This is a genomic window from Mangrovicoccus algicola, assembly GCF_014903745.1.
In the GTDB taxonomy this organism is placed as follows: Bacteria; Pseudomonadota; Alphaproteobacteria; order Rhodobacterales; family Rhodobacteraceae; genus Mangrovicoccus; species Mangrovicoccus algicola.
In genome coordinates this window covers 14,045-27,488 of sequence record NZ_JACVXA010000004.1, presented here as the reverse complement: position 1 = coordinate 27,488, position 13,444 = coordinate 14,045, and the positions used below count along the sequence as shown (strand labels likewise).

General features: G+C 69.0%; 20 protein-coding genes. 16 read left to right on the top strand and 4 right to left on the bottom strand.

From position 1 onward, the window contains the following. Nucleotides 1-115: 115 nt before the first annotated feature. The 14 genes from ICN82_RS01620 to ICN82_RS01555 all read left to right on the top strand — a co-directional run bounded on the left by ICN82_RS01620 (nt 116) and on the right by ICN82_RS01555 (nt 8,203). On the top strand, nt 116-595 hold the full coding sequence (locus tag ICN82_RS01620; RefSeq protein ID WP_193179090.1) for a hypothetical protein: 480 nt from the start codon (nt 116-118) through the stop codon (nt 593-595). A 311-nt stretch (nt 596-906) separates the two neighbouring features. Next, nucleotides 907-2,397, top strand: coding sequence for a signal recognition particle protein (gene ffh / locus ICN82_RS01615; RefSeq protein WP_193179089.1), 1,491 nt, complete (start codon nt 907-909; stop codon nt 2,395-2,397). A 2-nt stretch (nt 2,398-2,399) separates the two neighbouring features. After that, nucleotides 2,400-2,927, top strand: a complete 528-nt coding sequence (locus ICN82_RS01610; RefSeq protein ID WP_193179088.1) for a GNAT family N-acetyltransferase — start codon at nt 2,400-2,402, stop codon at nt 2,925-2,927. Beyond that, nucleotides 2,924-3,151 (top strand): hypothetical protein, encoded by a 228-nt coding sequence (locus ICN82_RS01605; protein WP_193179087.1) that lies wholly within the window; start codon nt 2,924-2,926, stop codon nt 3,149-3,151. Before ICN82_RS01610 ends, ICN82_RS01605 begins: the two co-directional genes overlap by 4 nt. Further along, entirely contained in the window at nt 3,148-3,447 is a 300-nt protein-coding gene (locus tag ICN82_RS01600) for a chorismate mutase (RefSeq protein ID WP_193179086.1), read from the top strand. Before ICN82_RS01605 ends, ICN82_RS01600 begins: the two co-directional genes overlap by 4 nt. A 47-nt stretch (nt 3,448-3,494) precedes the next feature. After that, nucleotides 3,495-3,857, top strand: coding sequence for a 30S ribosomal protein S16 (rpsP, locus tag ICN82_RS01595; RefSeq protein ID WP_193179085.1), 363 nt, complete (start codon nt 3,495-3,497; stop codon nt 3,855-3,857). Nucleotides 3,858-3,862: 5 nt separating this feature from the next. After that, nucleotides 3,863-4,495, top strand: a complete 633-nt coding sequence (gene bluB, locus ICN82_RS01590; protein ID WP_330998943.1) for a 5,6-dimethylbenzimidazole synthase — start codon at nt 3,863-3,865, stop codon at nt 4,493-4,495. A 22-nt stretch (nt 4,496-4,517) separates the two neighbouring features. Beyond that, nucleotides 4,518-4,661: a hypothetical protein gene (locus tag ICN82_RS01585; protein ID WP_193179084.1), complete on the top strand. Its 144-nt coding sequence runs from the start codon at nt 4,518-4,520 to the stop codon at nt 4,659-4,661. Then, entirely contained in the window at nt 4,661-5,194 is a 534-nt protein-coding gene (gene rimM / locus ICN82_RS01580) for a ribosome maturation factor RimM (RefSeq protein ID WP_193179083.1), read from the top strand. Before ICN82_RS01585 ends, rimM begins: the two co-directional genes overlap by 1 nt. After that, nucleotides 5,191-6,003 (top strand): tRNA (guanosine(37)-N1)-methyltransferase TrmD, encoded by an 813-nt coding sequence (trmD, locus tag ICN82_RS01575; RefSeq protein WP_193179082.1) that lies wholly within the window; start codon nt 5,191-5,193, stop codon nt 6,001-6,003. Before rimM ends, trmD begins: the two co-directional genes overlap by 4 nt. A gap of 84 nt (nt 6,004-6,087) precedes the next feature. Next, nucleotides 6,088-6,393, top strand: coding sequence for an EthD family reductase (locus ICN82_RS01570; protein ID WP_193179081.1), 306 nt, complete (start codon nt 6,088-6,090; stop codon nt 6,391-6,393). Nucleotides 6,394-6,660: 267 nt separating this feature from the next. Then, nucleotides 6,661-7,053, top strand: a complete 393-nt coding sequence (gene rplS, locus ICN82_RS01565; RefSeq protein WP_193179080.1) for a 50S ribosomal protein L19 — start codon at nt 6,661-6,663, stop codon at nt 7,051-7,053. Nucleotides 7,054-7,064: 11 nt separating this feature from the next. Beyond that, a complete protein-coding gene (rpmE, locus tag ICN82_RS01560; protein WP_193179079.1) occupies nt 7,065-7,286 on the top strand; it encodes a 50S ribosomal protein L31 in 222 nt (73 codons plus the stop codon). 140 nt (nt 7,287-7,426) lie between these two features. Continuing rightward, on the top strand, nt 7,427-8,203 hold the full coding sequence (locus ICN82_RS01555; RefSeq protein WP_193179078.1) for a transglutaminase-like domain-containing protein: 777 nt from the start codon (nt 7,427-7,429) through the stop codon (nt 8,201-8,203). 13 nt (nt 8,204-8,216) lie between these two features. On the opposite strand, the gene ICN82_RS01550 is transcribed toward ICN82_RS01555, so the two are convergent. Beyond that, nucleotides 8,217-8,456, bottom strand: coding sequence for a DUF6489 family protein (locus tag ICN82_RS01550; protein WP_193179077.1), 240 nt, complete (start codon nt 8,454-8,456; stop codon nt 8,217-8,219). 228 nt (nt 8,457-8,684) lie between these two features. Here ICN82_RS01550 and ICN82_RS01545 point away from each other — a divergent pair, with 228 nt between their 5' ends. After that, the gene (locus tag ICN82_RS01545; RefSeq protein WP_193179076.1) at nt 8,685-9,494 is read left to right on the top strand and encodes a division plane positioning ATPase MipZ; all 810 of its coding nucleotides are present in this window, start codon (nt 8,685-8,687) and stop codon (nt 9,492-9,494) included. 79 nt (nt 9,495-9,573) lie between these two features. After that, a complete protein-coding gene (locus tag ICN82_RS01540; protein WP_193179075.1) occupies nt 9,574-10,527 on the top strand; it encodes a carbohydrate kinase family protein in 954 nt (317 codons plus the stop codon). A gap of 59 nt (nt 10,528-10,586) precedes the next feature. On the opposite strand, the gene ICN82_RS01535 is transcribed toward ICN82_RS01540, so the two are convergent. The 3 genes from ICN82_RS01535 to ICN82_RS01525 form a co-directional block, all read right to left on the bottom strand. Then, complete coding sequence (locus ICN82_RS01535) at nt 10,587-11,060, bottom strand: VPLPA-CTERM sorting domain-containing protein (RefSeq protein WP_193179074.1); 474 nt, start codon at nt 11,058-11,060, stop codon at nt 10,587-10,589. Nucleotides 11,061-11,243: 183 nt separating this feature from the next. Beyond that, nucleotides 11,244-12,584 carry a phosphoglucosamine mutase gene (gene glmM, locus ICN82_RS01530; protein ID WP_193179073.1) on the bottom strand — a complete coding sequence of 447 codons (1,341 nt, stop codon included), beginning with the start codon at nt 12,582-12,584 and terminating at the stop codon, nt 11,244-11,246. A 153-nt stretch (nt 12,585-12,737) separates the two neighbouring features. After that, complete coding sequence (locus ICN82_RS01525) at nt 12,738-13,331, bottom strand: cell wall hydrolase (protein ID WP_226898210.1); 594 nt, start codon at nt 13,329-13,331, stop codon at nt 12,738-12,740. Between the last annotated feature and the right edge of the window lie 113 nt (nt 13,332-13,444).

The following is a 13,444-nucleotide window of genomic DNA, read 5'->3' as shown; positions in this document are numbered from 1 at the left end:
TTGCAATTTCGCGCAAGAACCCATCTGTCTTTCACGGAAGGCGGGAAGCCATCGCGGCGCAACCGCCACAGACATTGCCCACCGACCCGAATTAACGCGAATGAAAGGAAATATCATGTTCCGCAAAGCAACCATTGCCGCCCTCGCCCTCGCCGTTTCCGGCATCGCCGTGACCGCGCAGGCCAATGACCAGCTCGCCGCCACGCTGGGCGTCGCGCCCGGCCAGTACAGCGCCGCCGAACTGACCGCGCTGAAGAATGCCCGCGACGCCGGCGACCAGGACCGCGCCGCCTTCATCCTTTCCGGCAGCGCGCCGGTCGCAGGGGTGAATACCGACGAACAGCTGGCCGCCTCCGTCGGCGTGGCCCCCGGACAGTACAGCGCCGCCGAACTGGTCGCGCTGCGCGGCGCCCAGGAGGATCGCGACGCGCTGCGGGCCGATTACATCCGCAGCGGCACCGCCCAGGTCACCCGCGACGCCGTCACCTCGCCGGCCGAGGCGGATTCGCAGCTGGCGCAGCTTCTGAATGTCGATGGCAGCCAGTACACCAATGCCGAACTGGCCGCGGCCATCCTCGACGCCCAGAGCCACTGAGGCCGCGGGCCCGGAGGGACCGGGCCCGCGCGCACCATATAAGAAGACTGCCAGGCAGGGGGCGCTCCGGGACATCCGGGGCGCCCTTCGCTTATCCGTCGCGGGGCGATTGACTTTCGATCCTGCCGGGTCTATGCGCGGGGTCCACCCCGGAAGCCCCCGAGTCTTCCGGTCCCGGGGCATTCGGGATCGACACACGCCAGCGCGATGCGCCCGCGGGTGCCGGTGCCGCATGACGCTCCGGGTTCAAATCGGGATCACCGCCTCCCATCTGGAAGGCATGTCGTCAACGGTCGCTAGGAGGACCTTGGATGTTCGAAAGCCTGTCGGAACGCCTGGGCGGAGTCTTCGACCGTCTGACCAAGGCCGGGGCGCTCTCGGAAGAGGACGTCAAGACCGCCATGCGCGAAGTGCGCACCGCGCTGCTGGAGGCCGATGTCTCGCTGCCGGTGACGCGCGATTTCGTCAAGGCGGTCACCCGCAAGGCGACCGGCGCGAATGTCACCAAGTCGGTGACCCCGGGCCAGCAGGTCGTGAAGATCGTCCATGACGAGCTGATCGAGATGCTCTCGGGCGACAATCCCAATCCCGGCGAGCTGAAGGTCGACAGCCCGCCCGCGCCGATCCTGATGGTCGGCCTGCAGGGCGGCGGCAAGACCACGACCACCGCCAAGCTGGCCAAGCGCCTGAAGGACCGCAACGGCAAGCGCGTGCTGATGGCCTCCCTCGACACCAACCGTCCGGCCGCGATGGAGCAGCTGGAGATCCTCGGCCGCCAGATCGGCGTCGACACCCTGCCGATCATTCCCGGCCAGGATGCCGTGGCGATCGCGAAACGCGCCAAGCAGCAGGCGGAGCTGGGCGGCTATGACGTCTACATGCTGGACACCGCCGGCCGGCTCTCGATCGACGAGGAACTGATGACCCAGGTCGAGCGGGTGCGCGATGTCGCCACCCCGCGCGAGACCCTGCTGGTCGTCGACGGCCTGACCGGCCAGGACGCGGTCACCACCGCCGAGAATTTCGACAGCCGCATCGGCATTTCCGGCGTCGTGCTGACGCGGATGGACGGCGACGGCCGCGGCGGTGCCGCCCTGTCGATGCGCGCCGTCACCGGCAAGCCCATCAAGTTCGTCGGCCTCGGCGAGAAGATGGACGCGCTGGACGAATTCCACCCGCAGCGGGTCGCCGGGCGCATCCTGGGCATGGGCGACATCGTGGCCCTGGTCGAGAAGGCGCAGGAGACGCTGGAGCTGGAGCAGGCGGAGCGCATGATGAAGCGCTTCCAGAAGGGGCAGTTCAACATGAACGACCTTCGCTCGCAGCTGGAGCAGATGATCAAGATGGGCGGCATGCAGGGCGTCATGGGCATGATGCCGGGCATGGGCAAGATGGCCAAGCAGGCCGAGGCCGCCGGCATGGACGACAAGCTCCTGCGCCGCCAGATCGCGCTGATCGGCTCGATGACCAAGAAGGAGCGCGCCAATCCCGCGCTCCTGCAGGCCAGCCGCAAGAAACGCATCGCCGCAGGTGCCGGGCTGGACGTGCAGGAACTCAACCGCCTGCTGAAGATGCACCGCCAGATGGCCGATGCGATGAAGAAGCTGGGCAAGATGAACAAGTCCGGCCTGATGCGCCAGATGAAGGGCATGATGGGCGGCAAGATGCCGTCCGAGGCCGAGATGGCCGATGCGCAGGCGCAGATGGGCAAGATGGGCGGCATGCCCGGGCTGGGCAAGATGCCCGGTCTCGGCGGCCCCGCCCTGCCCCCGGGCCTGTCGGGTTTCGGCAAGAAGAAGTGACGATGCAGGTCCCCGTCCTCCATAGCGACCGCCTTGTGCTGGGTCCGCTCGGTGCGGCGCATGCCGCGCCGCTGGCGGAATTCTACGCCTCCGACCGCTCGCGCCATGTCGGCGGGCCGAAGTCGCGCGAGCAGGCCTGGCGGCAGCTGGCCTGCGAAATCGGCCACTGGACGCTGATGGGCTATGGCCGCTTTGCCGTGACCGAGGCCGCCACCGGCGCCTTCGTCGGCAATATCGGCCCCTGGTGCCCCGAGGGCTGGCCCGAGCCGGAAATCGGCTGGGACCTGATGGCCGGGTTCGAGGGCAAGGGCTATGCCACCGAGGCGGCGCGCACCGCGCGGGCCTGGTGCTATGACGTGCTGGGCTGGACCACCGCGATCAGCTTCGTCGATCCCGCGAACCCGGCATCGGCCGCGGTGGCGCGCCGTCTGGGTTGCGTCCGCGAGGGGATGCATGACCTGGTCGGGCACGGCCCGGTCGAGGTCTGGCGTCACCCTGCCCCGAATGCGCTGGCGGAGGTCGCGGCATGATCCCCTACGGCACCATGCATCACGTCTATATCCATGCGCGCTGGACCTGGCCGACCTATACCCGCGCCAAGGCGCCCGTCCTGTGGCGCCGGGTGTTCCGGCTGGGCCGGGCCATGGGGCGTCCGATCCGCCGTCGCGACATGCCGCCGCCGCTGGGCCATGCCTTCGCGCTGCGCATGCCCTACGCCATTCCCGTTCACGCAGCCGAGGCCCGCAGACGATGACCGAAACGACCGAAGACCGCGCGCAGGCGCTGCTGGCCGGGCATCGCGACAGCATCGACCGGCTGGACGCCATCCTCGTCTACACGCTGGGCGAGCGGTTCAAGCACACGCAGGCCGTGGGCAAGCTGAAGGCGGAGCACGACCTGCCCCCTTCGGATCCCGGCCGCGAAGCCATTCAGATCGCCCGGCTGGAACGGCTGGCGGTCGAAGCCGACCTGGATCCGGAATTCGCCAAGAATTTCCTGAACTTCATCATCGCCGAAGTGATCCAGCACCACAAGAAGCACCAGTCGTAAGGCGGCATCCCCGCCCCGCAACGCCATGACATGAAAGGACATCACCCATGGCCATGAAAATCCGTCTCGCCCGTGGCGGCTCCAAGAAGCGCCCCCACTACGCCATCGTCGCCTCCGACTCGCGCATGCCGCGCGACGGCCGCTTCATCGAGAAGCTGGGCACCTACAACCCGCTCCTGGCCAAAACCGACGAGCGCCGCGTGATCCTCGACCTGGAGCGCGCGCAGTACTGGCTGGGCCAGGGCGCACAGCCGACCGACCGCGTGTCGCGCATGCTGGAGGCCGCAGGCGTCGTCGCCAAGAAAGAGCGCGCCAACCTCAAGAAGGGCGAGCCGGGCAAGAAAGCCAAGGAGCGCGCCGAAGAGCGTGCCGCCAAGGCCGCCGAGGCCGAAGGCGCCGCAGCCGAGTAAGGCCGGTGCGCTTTGCGGACGGCTTCCGCGACGAGCTGGCCCGGCTGATGCGGCTCCGGCGCGACATGCGCCGGTTCCGCACGGACCCGGTGCCTGCGGCCGTGCTGGAACGCTGCCTGGAAAGCCTCGACACCGCCCCCTCCGTGGGGCTGTCGCAGCCCTGGCGGCTGGTCGATGTGGCCAGCCCCGCGGCACGGCAGACGATGCGGGACATCTTCCGCAAGGCCAACCGTGCCGCCCTGGCGGGGTATGACGGCGACCGGGCCCGGCTTTATGCCGGGCTGAAGCTTTCGGGGATGGACCGCGCCCCGGTGCAATGGGCGGTCTTCTGCGACACGGCCACGCCGCAAGGCTGCGGGCTGGGCGCGCAGACCATGCCCGAGATGCACCGCTATTCCGTGGCCTGCGCGGTGATGCAGATGTGGCTGACCGCGCGCGCCGAGGGGCTGGGCATGGGCTGGGTGTCGATCCTCGACCCCGGGGCCGTGCGCCGCGGGCTGGACCTGCCCGCCACCTGGCGGCTTGTCGCCTATCTGTGTCTCGGCTGGCCCGAAGACGCGGAGGACGCGGCGCAGCCCGAACTGGAACGCCTGGGCTGGGAGCATCGCCGCCCCCGGCCCACGCTGATGACAAGATGACCCGGCGCAAGGAGCCCGCAGGATGATCCGTCTGATCCTCTATGCCGCGCTTCTCGGCCTTGGCGCCTATGCCGGGGCGGAGTACCAGAAATACCAGGCGATCGATGCCTGCCTCGATGCGGGCGGCCGCGCCGACGCACGGGGCTTCTGCAGGGGAATGAACTGATGACGGACCTGACCTGCGTGGGGGCGATTGCCGGATCCTTCGGGGTGCGCGGCGAGGTGCGGCTGAAAAGCTTCTGCGCCGATCCCGAGGCGATCGCGGATTACGCGCCGCTGACCACCGAGGATGGCAGCCGCAGCTTCACCGTCAAGATCACCCGGACGATCAAGAACGGCCTGGCCGCGCGCCTGGGCGGGGTGGCGACCAAGGAGGCGGCCGACGCGCTGAAGGGCGTGCGCCTCTATGCGCCGCGCGACCGCCTGCCCTCGCTGCCCGATGATGAATTCTACCATGCCGACCTGATCGGGCTGGACGTGGTCGATACCGGCGGCACCCGGCTGGGTCGCATCCGCGCGATCTTCGACCATGGCGCGGGCGACCTGCTGGAAATCCACGGCCCCGGGCTGAAGGGCGGGCTGCTGCTGCCCTTCACCCGCGAGGCCGTGCCGACCGTGGACCTGGCGGCCGGGCGCGTCGTCGCCGACCCGCCGCCCGGCCTGATCGGCGGGGAAGACGAGCCGGAGCCCGGGGCATGAGCGACGCCCCCGGCCGCAGCCATGGCCGCAAGTCGATCCGCGCGACGCTGCAGCCGCGGGACCTGCTGTCGGAGACGCCGGAACTGGTCAGCGCCTGGCAGGCCCGGGTGGTGACGCTGTTTCCCGGCGCCTTTCCCGGCATCCTCGGCGAAAGCCTGACCGGCAAGGCGCTGCAGGACGGGCTGTGGCAGCTCAGCCCGATCGACCTGCGCCCCTTCGGCGAGGGGCGGCACCGCAATGTCGACGACACGCCTGCAGGCGGCGGGGCGGGCATGGTGCTGCGCGCCGATGTCGTCTCGAATGCGCTCGACTTGGCCATGGCGGGCACCCCGGAGGACCGCAGCGACTGGCCGCTGGTCTACCTGTCCCCGCGCGGACGGCGCTTCGACCAGGCGATGGCGCGGCGCTGGTCGCGCGCGCAGGGCGTGACGCTTCTCTGCGGGCGGTTCGAGGGGGTGGACCAGCGCGTTCTGGACGCCTGGCAGGTCGAGGAGGTCAGCCTCGGCGATTTCGTCCTGACCGGCGGCGAGATCGCGGCGCAGGCGATGCTGGATGCGGCGGTGCGGCTCTTGCCCGGCGTGCTGGGCAATGCCGCCTCCACCGAGGAGGAAAGCCATTCCAACGGCCTGCTGGAGCATCCGCAATACACCCGTCCCGCCGACTGGGCCGGGCGCGCCATCCCCGAGGTGCTGCTGTCGGGCAACCATGCGAAGATCGAGGCCTGGCGCCGCGCGCAATCCGAGGCGCTGACGCAGGCGCGCCGCCCCGATCTCTGGGCACGGCACGTGGCGGACCGGGACGGGGACTGACACCGCCGGAAGTCTGGCTTCGCAACGCCGCCCCCCTGCGCCAGTCTGGCGCCGGGCACTCCGCCCCGCAGAAGGAGACCGACGATGGCCGCAACCCTGCAGGTGATCTATCCCGCCGATCCCGGCACCCGCTTCGACCACGACTATTACACCGGCACGCATCTGCCGCTGGTGGAGGCGAAGATGGGCGCCCATATCCGCGATGCGCTGGTGGTGCGCGGCAGCGGCGCACCCGGCGGCGGCCCTGCCCCGTTCCATGCCGTCGCCACGCTGATCTTCGCCGATGCCGCCGCGCGCGATGCGGCCCTGGCCGTGGCCGGGCCGGTGGTCGAGGATATCGCGAATTTCACCGATTGCACGCCGCAGATGCTGCTGGGCGACACGCTGTGACGGGCCGCGCGGCAGGCGGACGGAATGCCGCGGGCCGCGCTTGATTTCTTCGCGCTTTGCTGCCATAGACCCGCTACTTCCGACTCGCGACGGTTCCGCTTGCCGCGCCGGCCTCTTCAGCCAGCGCCCGAACCGGATGCCGGGCCGGAGACGACAAGCAAGGACGGACCATCTCCCGCGGGCGCCAAGGCGGACCCGGCCGAAGACGCGGAGCTCTGGCACGCCATCACCTTCACGGGATAACCGTGAGCAGTCAGGAGAGATCAGATGGATCTGATCGCACAGCTGGAGGCGGAACAGATCGCCTCCCTCGGGAAAGAGATTCCCGACTTCAAGGCGGGCGACACCGTGCGCGTCGGCTACAAGGTGACCGAGGGCACCCGCACCCGCGTCCAGAATTACGAAGGCGTCGTGATCGCGCGCAAGAACGGCGAAGGCATCGCCGGTTCCTTCACCGTGCGCAAGATCAGCTTCGGCGAAGGCGTGGAGCGGATCTTCCCGCTGTTCTCGACCAATATCGAGAGCATCGAGGTCGTGCGCCGCGGCCGCGTGCGTCGCGCCAAGCTCTACTACCTGCGGTCGCGCCGCGGCAAATCTGCCCGGATCGCAGAGGTCAGCAACTACAAGCCGAAGGCCGCCAAGGCCGGCGCCGACGCGTAAGGACCGGATCGATGAAAGCAGAAATCCATCCCGAATACCACACGATCAACGTCAAGATGACCGACGGGACCGTGTTCCAGACGAAATCGACTTGGGGCAAGGAAGGCGACACGCTGTCGCTGGACATCGACCCGCTGGCGCACCCGGCCTGGACCGGCGGCAACACCCGCCTGCTCGACCAGGGCGGCCGCGTCTCCAAGTTCAAGAAGAAATACGAGGGCCTGGGCTTCTGAGCCTTCCCCCCTTCGCGATCTTGCGGGGCCGTCCTTCGGGGCGGCCCTTTGTCGTTGCGGCCGGGTTTGCCGGCGACATCGGCGCCAAGCTCTGACAGCCTCGCAGGCGGACCAACATGCAAAACGGCAGGAGTGGCAGTGTGAGGATCGAAGTCGATGTGGCGATGGAATACGAGCTGGGCGCCGAACGGGTGGTGTTCCTGACCCTGGAGGCGGCGGCGACGACCGGCCAGCGGATCGCCGAGAGCCGGCTGCAGATCGCCGGGGCACGCCTGGCCCGCATCCCCGGCGAAAGCGGCATCGGCGAAAGGGTGGCGGCCCGGCTGCCAGAGGCGCGGATGCGCCTGGATTACCATGCGCGCATCGACGTCACCCGCCGCGAGAGGGCGCTGGAGGGGCTGACCGCCGCGCCCTGGCATGACCTGCCCGCCGAGGCGATGACCTATCTGCGCCCCAGCCGCTTCTGCCAGTCCGACCTGTTCGAGACCTTCGCCATCCGACATTTCGGGCGCCATCCCGGCGGGGCGCGGGTGGCCGCCATCCGCGACTGGGTCCGCTCCGAACTGGATTACGTGCCCGGCGCCTCCTCGGCGGCCACGACGGCCATCGACACGTTCACCACCCGCCAGGGCGTCTGCCGCGACTATGCCCACATGCTCTGCGCGCTGTGCCGGGCAACCGACATCCCGGCACGCTATGTCTCGGTCTATGCGCCCGGGGTGGAGCCGCCCGATTTCCACGCCGTGGCCCAGGTCTGGCTGGAGGATGGCTGGCATATCGTCGATCCCACCGGCATGGCCGGGGCCGAAAGCGCCGTGGTCATCGCGGTGGGGCGCGACGCCTATGACACCGCCTTCATGGAAAATCGCGGGGCCGCCCGCATGCTGTCGCAAAGCGTCTCGGTGCGGCGGGGCTGAGCCCCGCGGGCGCTCAGCCCTTCGAGCTCATGTTCATGAAGGCGGACATGAAATCGGCCATGATCTCGGCATTGCCGCCGGCCGCCTTCATCCAGTTCTGGATCATCGCCTCGGGGGTCAGCTGGTCCATGTGCTCCTCGAGCTTGGCGTTCATCTTGTCCAGCCAGGCCTCCTGCATCGGGCGCACATCGGGCAGGCCCATCAGCTCGCGCGCCTCCATGGGTGTCATGTCCACGTCGATCTTGACCTTCATCCCGCATCCTTCCTGACCGCCCCGGGCGGCTTTTCGCCCCGGTCAGCCTAGCAGCCCCGGCGCCGCGGGAAAACCCGCGGGCGCGGCGCCGGTGCCGCAGGCGGGGCAGGCCCCGCGCCGCGTCGCGCCTGCCCCTCACGGCAGCACTTTTCTTTGCCCGCACGAGGACATAGGGTTGCCGCCGCCGCGCCTGCGGCACGCGCCATCCCAGCATGAGAGTTCCGCCACATGGCCCATATCATCGTCGTCGGCAACGAGAAGGGCGGCTCCGGCAAATCGACCACCACCATGCATCTGGCGACGGCGCTGGTGCGGATGGGACACCGGGTGGGCGGCATCGACCTGGACCTGCGCCAGCGGTCCTTCGGCCGTTTCGTCGAGAACCGCCTGGCCTTCTGCCGCCGCGAGGGGCTGGACCTGGCCATGCCGCATTACCTGCCCCTGCCCGAGATCGACCCCGCCGACGTGCCCGAGGGCAGCAATGTCTACGACCTGCGCCTGGACCTTGCCATCGCCGCGCTTGAGGACAGCCAGGATTTCCTGATCATCGACTGTCCCGGCAATCACACCCGGCTGAGCCAGGTGGCCCATTCGCTGGCCGATACCCTTGTCACGCCGCTCAATGACAGCTTCATCGATTTCGACCTGCTGGCCCATCACGACCCCGATACCGGCGCGATCACCGGGCCTTCGGTCTATGCCGAGATGGTCTGGGGGGCGCGGCAGCTGCGGGCGCGGGCCGGGCTGCCGCCGATCGACTGGATCGTCCTGCGAAACCGCATGGGGTCGCAGCAGATGCACAACAAGAAACGCGTCGGCGACGCGCTGGCCGAGCTGTCGCGCCGCATCGGGTTCCGCGTGGCGCCGGGCTTTGCCGAACGGGTCATCTTCCGCGAGCTGTTTCCACGCGGGCTGACGCTGCTGGATCTGCGCGACCTGGGCGCCGGGGCCTTGACGATGTCGAACATCGCCGCCCGCCAGGAGGTGCGCGACCTCGTCACCGAACTGCGCTTGCCCGGCGTGGTTGCGAATTTCTAAAACTGTTTTACGAATACAGCGTGCAAAACCCGGGGCTTTCGCCCATAACGCTGGCAAATACTCGAAAAGGGAGGAGAGAATGGCACGGATTTTCGTCTGCGGCGAGGCGATCATGGATTTCGTCCCCGTCCCCGCCGCGGCGGGCGAGGCGTTCCTGCCCCTGCCCGGCGGATCGCCGATGAACACCGCCAAGGCCGCCGCCTGCGCGGGGGCGGAGGCGCATTTCCTCGGCGCGATCTCCCGCGACCTTTTCGGCGAGCGGCTGCTGGCGGACATGCAGGCCCATGGCGTGCAGACCGGGCTGACCCCGCGCAGCGACGACCCCTCGACCCTGGCCTTCGTCGACATGTCCACCGGCGAGCCGCGCTATGCCTTCTATGACCGCGACAGCGCGGCGGTGAACATGGCGCCCACCGCTGCCGGGATCGACCCGCAGCCCGGCGACATCCTCGCGGTGGGCTCCATCTCGCTGATCCCCGAGCCCGGCGCGGGCAACATCCTGCGCTTCGCCCTGGCGCAGGCGCGCAGCCAGATGCTGGCTTTCGACCCGAATGTGCGCGCCAACATGATCACCGACCGGCCTGCCTGGGAAAAGCGGGTGGAGGCCCTCTTCGCCGCGGCCGCGGTGGTGAAGATCAGCGCCGAGGATCTGGATTACCTTCGCCCCGGCCAGGCCCATGCCGATTTCGCGGCCGAGCGGATCGCCGCGGGCGCCGGGCTGGTGGTGGTGACGGGCGGCGCCGAGGGCGCGCTTGGCCTGACCGCGGCAGGACGCGCCCGGGTCGCCGCGCCGCGGGTGACGGTGGCGGACACGGTCGGGGCGGGCGATACCTTCATGGGCAACCTGCTGGCGGGCATCCAGGAGGCGGGCTGCCGCGATCGCGCCGCGCTGGCGGCGCTGGAGGGTCCGGCACTGGAGACGCTGCTGGCCCGCGCGGCCTGGGCGGCGGCGATGAACTGCACGCGCACCGGCTGCAACCCGCCGCGCCGCGCGGAGGTGCTGGCGGCCATCGCGGCCGGGCGGATCGGCTGACGAGCCTGCGGGAACCGCCAACCTTGCGGCCGGCGATCCCCCCTTTCGCATGGCGGTTCTCAGGCCGCCTGCCTGCGGCGCAGCAGGCCGAAACCGGCCAGTCCCCCGGCCAGAAGGAACGCCGAGGCGGGAAGCGGCACTGCCGCCGCCGTCGCGGTCAGCGTGCCGCCGACCGAGACCGCATCATCTCCGCCGCCGAAGAACATGATCGAAAAGTCCCTCTTGGCGTACCAGTCGTTGATCTGAAGATAGGCCACCTCGGGATCGCGCCCGTCCACCGCGAAATCATCCGCGGAAAAGCTCTGGACGCCCTCGCCGTAATCGAAGGTGACCTTCTGAAGGTCGTCCAGATCGCCGGTCAGCGCCAGGGAGGCGTCGATCAGCAGCGGTTCCGCCACCTTGTATTCGAAACTGGCGGTTCCGCCCGGCTGGATGACCGCGGAAAAGGAATCCTGTGACCCGTCGGTCAGCGTCGCGGCGGACGCGCCGACAGGGATCGCGGCGATGGCCGCCGCAAGTGCAATATTACGCATTCATTGACCTTTTTTGGTTGCGAATGCCGGAAACCGGGCCCATGCCCGATCCCGCGACATTCGTAGGGTCAACTTCCACGCAACCTAAGCGTTCCTGCACACACGAAAAAGTGGTTGCGATCTTAGGCGATATTCCGCCAGATATTCGGAATATGATACCGTTCTGCCGTTGCCGCAGGCAGGTCAGGCCGCGTGTTCCACCACCCCGGCCAGGTCCTCGACGATCTCGCTCAGCAGGGCGGGATCGACATGTTCGGCCATCACCCGGATCAGCGGCTCGGTGCCGGATTTCCGGATCAGCAGCCGCCCCTGCCCCGAGAGCCGCGCCTCGGCGGCGGCAATGGCCGCCTTGACCGCCGCGGTTTCCAGCGGCGCCGTGCCGGGGGCGTAACGGACATTCCGCAGAAGCTGCGGACAGGGGTCGAAACTCTGGGCCAGATCCGAGGCCCGGCGGCCCGTGCGCACCATTTCGGACAGGAATTGCAGCCCCGCCAGCAGGCCGTCGCCGGTGGTGGCGTAATCGGTCATGACGATATGGCCCGACTGCTCGCCGCCCAGGTTCCAGCCGTTGCGGCGCATGGCCGAGACGACATAGCGGTCGCCGACGGGGGTGCGGTGCAGGCGCAGGCCGCGCGCCTCGAGGAAATGTTCCAGCCCCAGGTTCGACATGACTGTGGCCACCAGCGTGCCGTCCCTCAGCCGCCCCTCCGCGGCCCAGCGGGAGGCGAAGAGCGCCATGATCTGGTCGCCATCCGCTTGCCGGCCCGTTTCGTCGAGGATCAGCACCCGGTCGGCATCGCCGTCGAGGCAGATCGCGACATCGGCCCCATGGGCGCGCACCGCCTCCGCGGCGGCCTGCGGCGCTGTGGAGCCCACCCCGTCATTGATGTTGCGCCCGTTCGGCGCGACGCCCAGGTGGATCACCTCGGCGCCCAGTTCCCACAGCACCTCGGGCGCGGCGCGATAGGCCGCGCCATTGGCGCAGTCGATCACCACCTTGAGCCCGTCCAGGCGCATGCCGTGCGGGAAGGTCGATTTCACCCGTTCCTGATAGCGGAAGCGGCCGTCATCGATGCGCCGCGCGCGGCCGATATTCTCCGGTTTCGCGGGCTCCACCCCCGCCTCCAGCATCGCCTCGATCTCTTCCTCGGCGGCATCGTCCAGCTTGAACCCGTCGGGCCCGAAGAACTTGATGCCGTTATCCTCGTGCGGATTGTGGCTGGCCGAGATCATGATGCCCAGATCCGCCCGCATCGAGGGCGTCAGCATCCCCACGGCGGGGGTCGGCACGGGGCCCAGAAGCAGTACGTTCATGCCGGTGGAGGTCAGCCCGGCGGTCAGCGCGGTTTCCAGCATGTAGCAGCTCAGCCGCGTGTCCTTGCCGATCACCACGCGATGCGTGTCCTTGCCGTCGCGGCGGAAATAGCGCCCGGCGGCGGCACCGAGGCGCAGCGCCATCTCGGCGGTCATCGGGTAGGTATTGGCGCGGCCGCGCACCCCGTCGGTTCCGAACAGCTTCCGCATCTCGTCTCTCCTGGCCTCTGCCGCCTCGCCCCGCCCCGCCCGGCCCATTTCCGGCCCAGATCCGGCACGGGTCATCCGGGACCCCGAGAAGTGCACGCTCCGCCGCGCGGTGGCAAGGAGGAAACGCGCCGCCCTGCCGCCCCGGAAGGCGGGTTATTGCCGGTAGAAGTAATGCACGCCGATGGAGGCGGTGCGGGGGAAGATCCGCGCCCAGGCCGGTCGCACGGCGCGGGTATGGTAATGCGTGGCGCCGTGGGTGAGGTTGCTTTTCGCGCCCTTCAGCATCAGCGCGGCAACCTTCGAGACCTGGCTCCAGGCGCGGGTCTCGCGGATGGTCTCGGCGCGCCCGTCGCAGGTATAGCTGAACTGGCAGGCATGCCTGCGTCCGGTCCCCTGGTTGACCACGCCGCAGACGGAATCGGGATAGGCCCCGGATTTCACCCGGTTGAGGATCACCTCGGCGACGGCGAACTGGCCCTTGAGACTTTCGCCGCGGGCCTCGAAATACAGCGCCTCCGACAGGCAGCGCCATTCCGCGCCCGTTCCCTTCACGCTCTGGCGCGCGACCCAGTCACGGCTGTATTCCACCACCTTGCGGAACCGCGGCTTGCGGTCGCCGCGCGGGACCGGCCGCACGGTCAGCGCCGCCAGCGGCACGCCGCCCGACAGCAGCAGGTCGCGTTCGGCGGCGAAGACCGCATCCAGCCCGGTATCGAGGTCGAAAGACGGATCGTTGGAGGTGCTCATGGTTACATCGGCAGAGGCGGATCCCACAGCAAGGAACGCCGCCAATGTCACAAGAACACGCCGTAGCATCGCAATCTCACCCAATTCCGTCAAAATCCAACCCGGCGCGTATA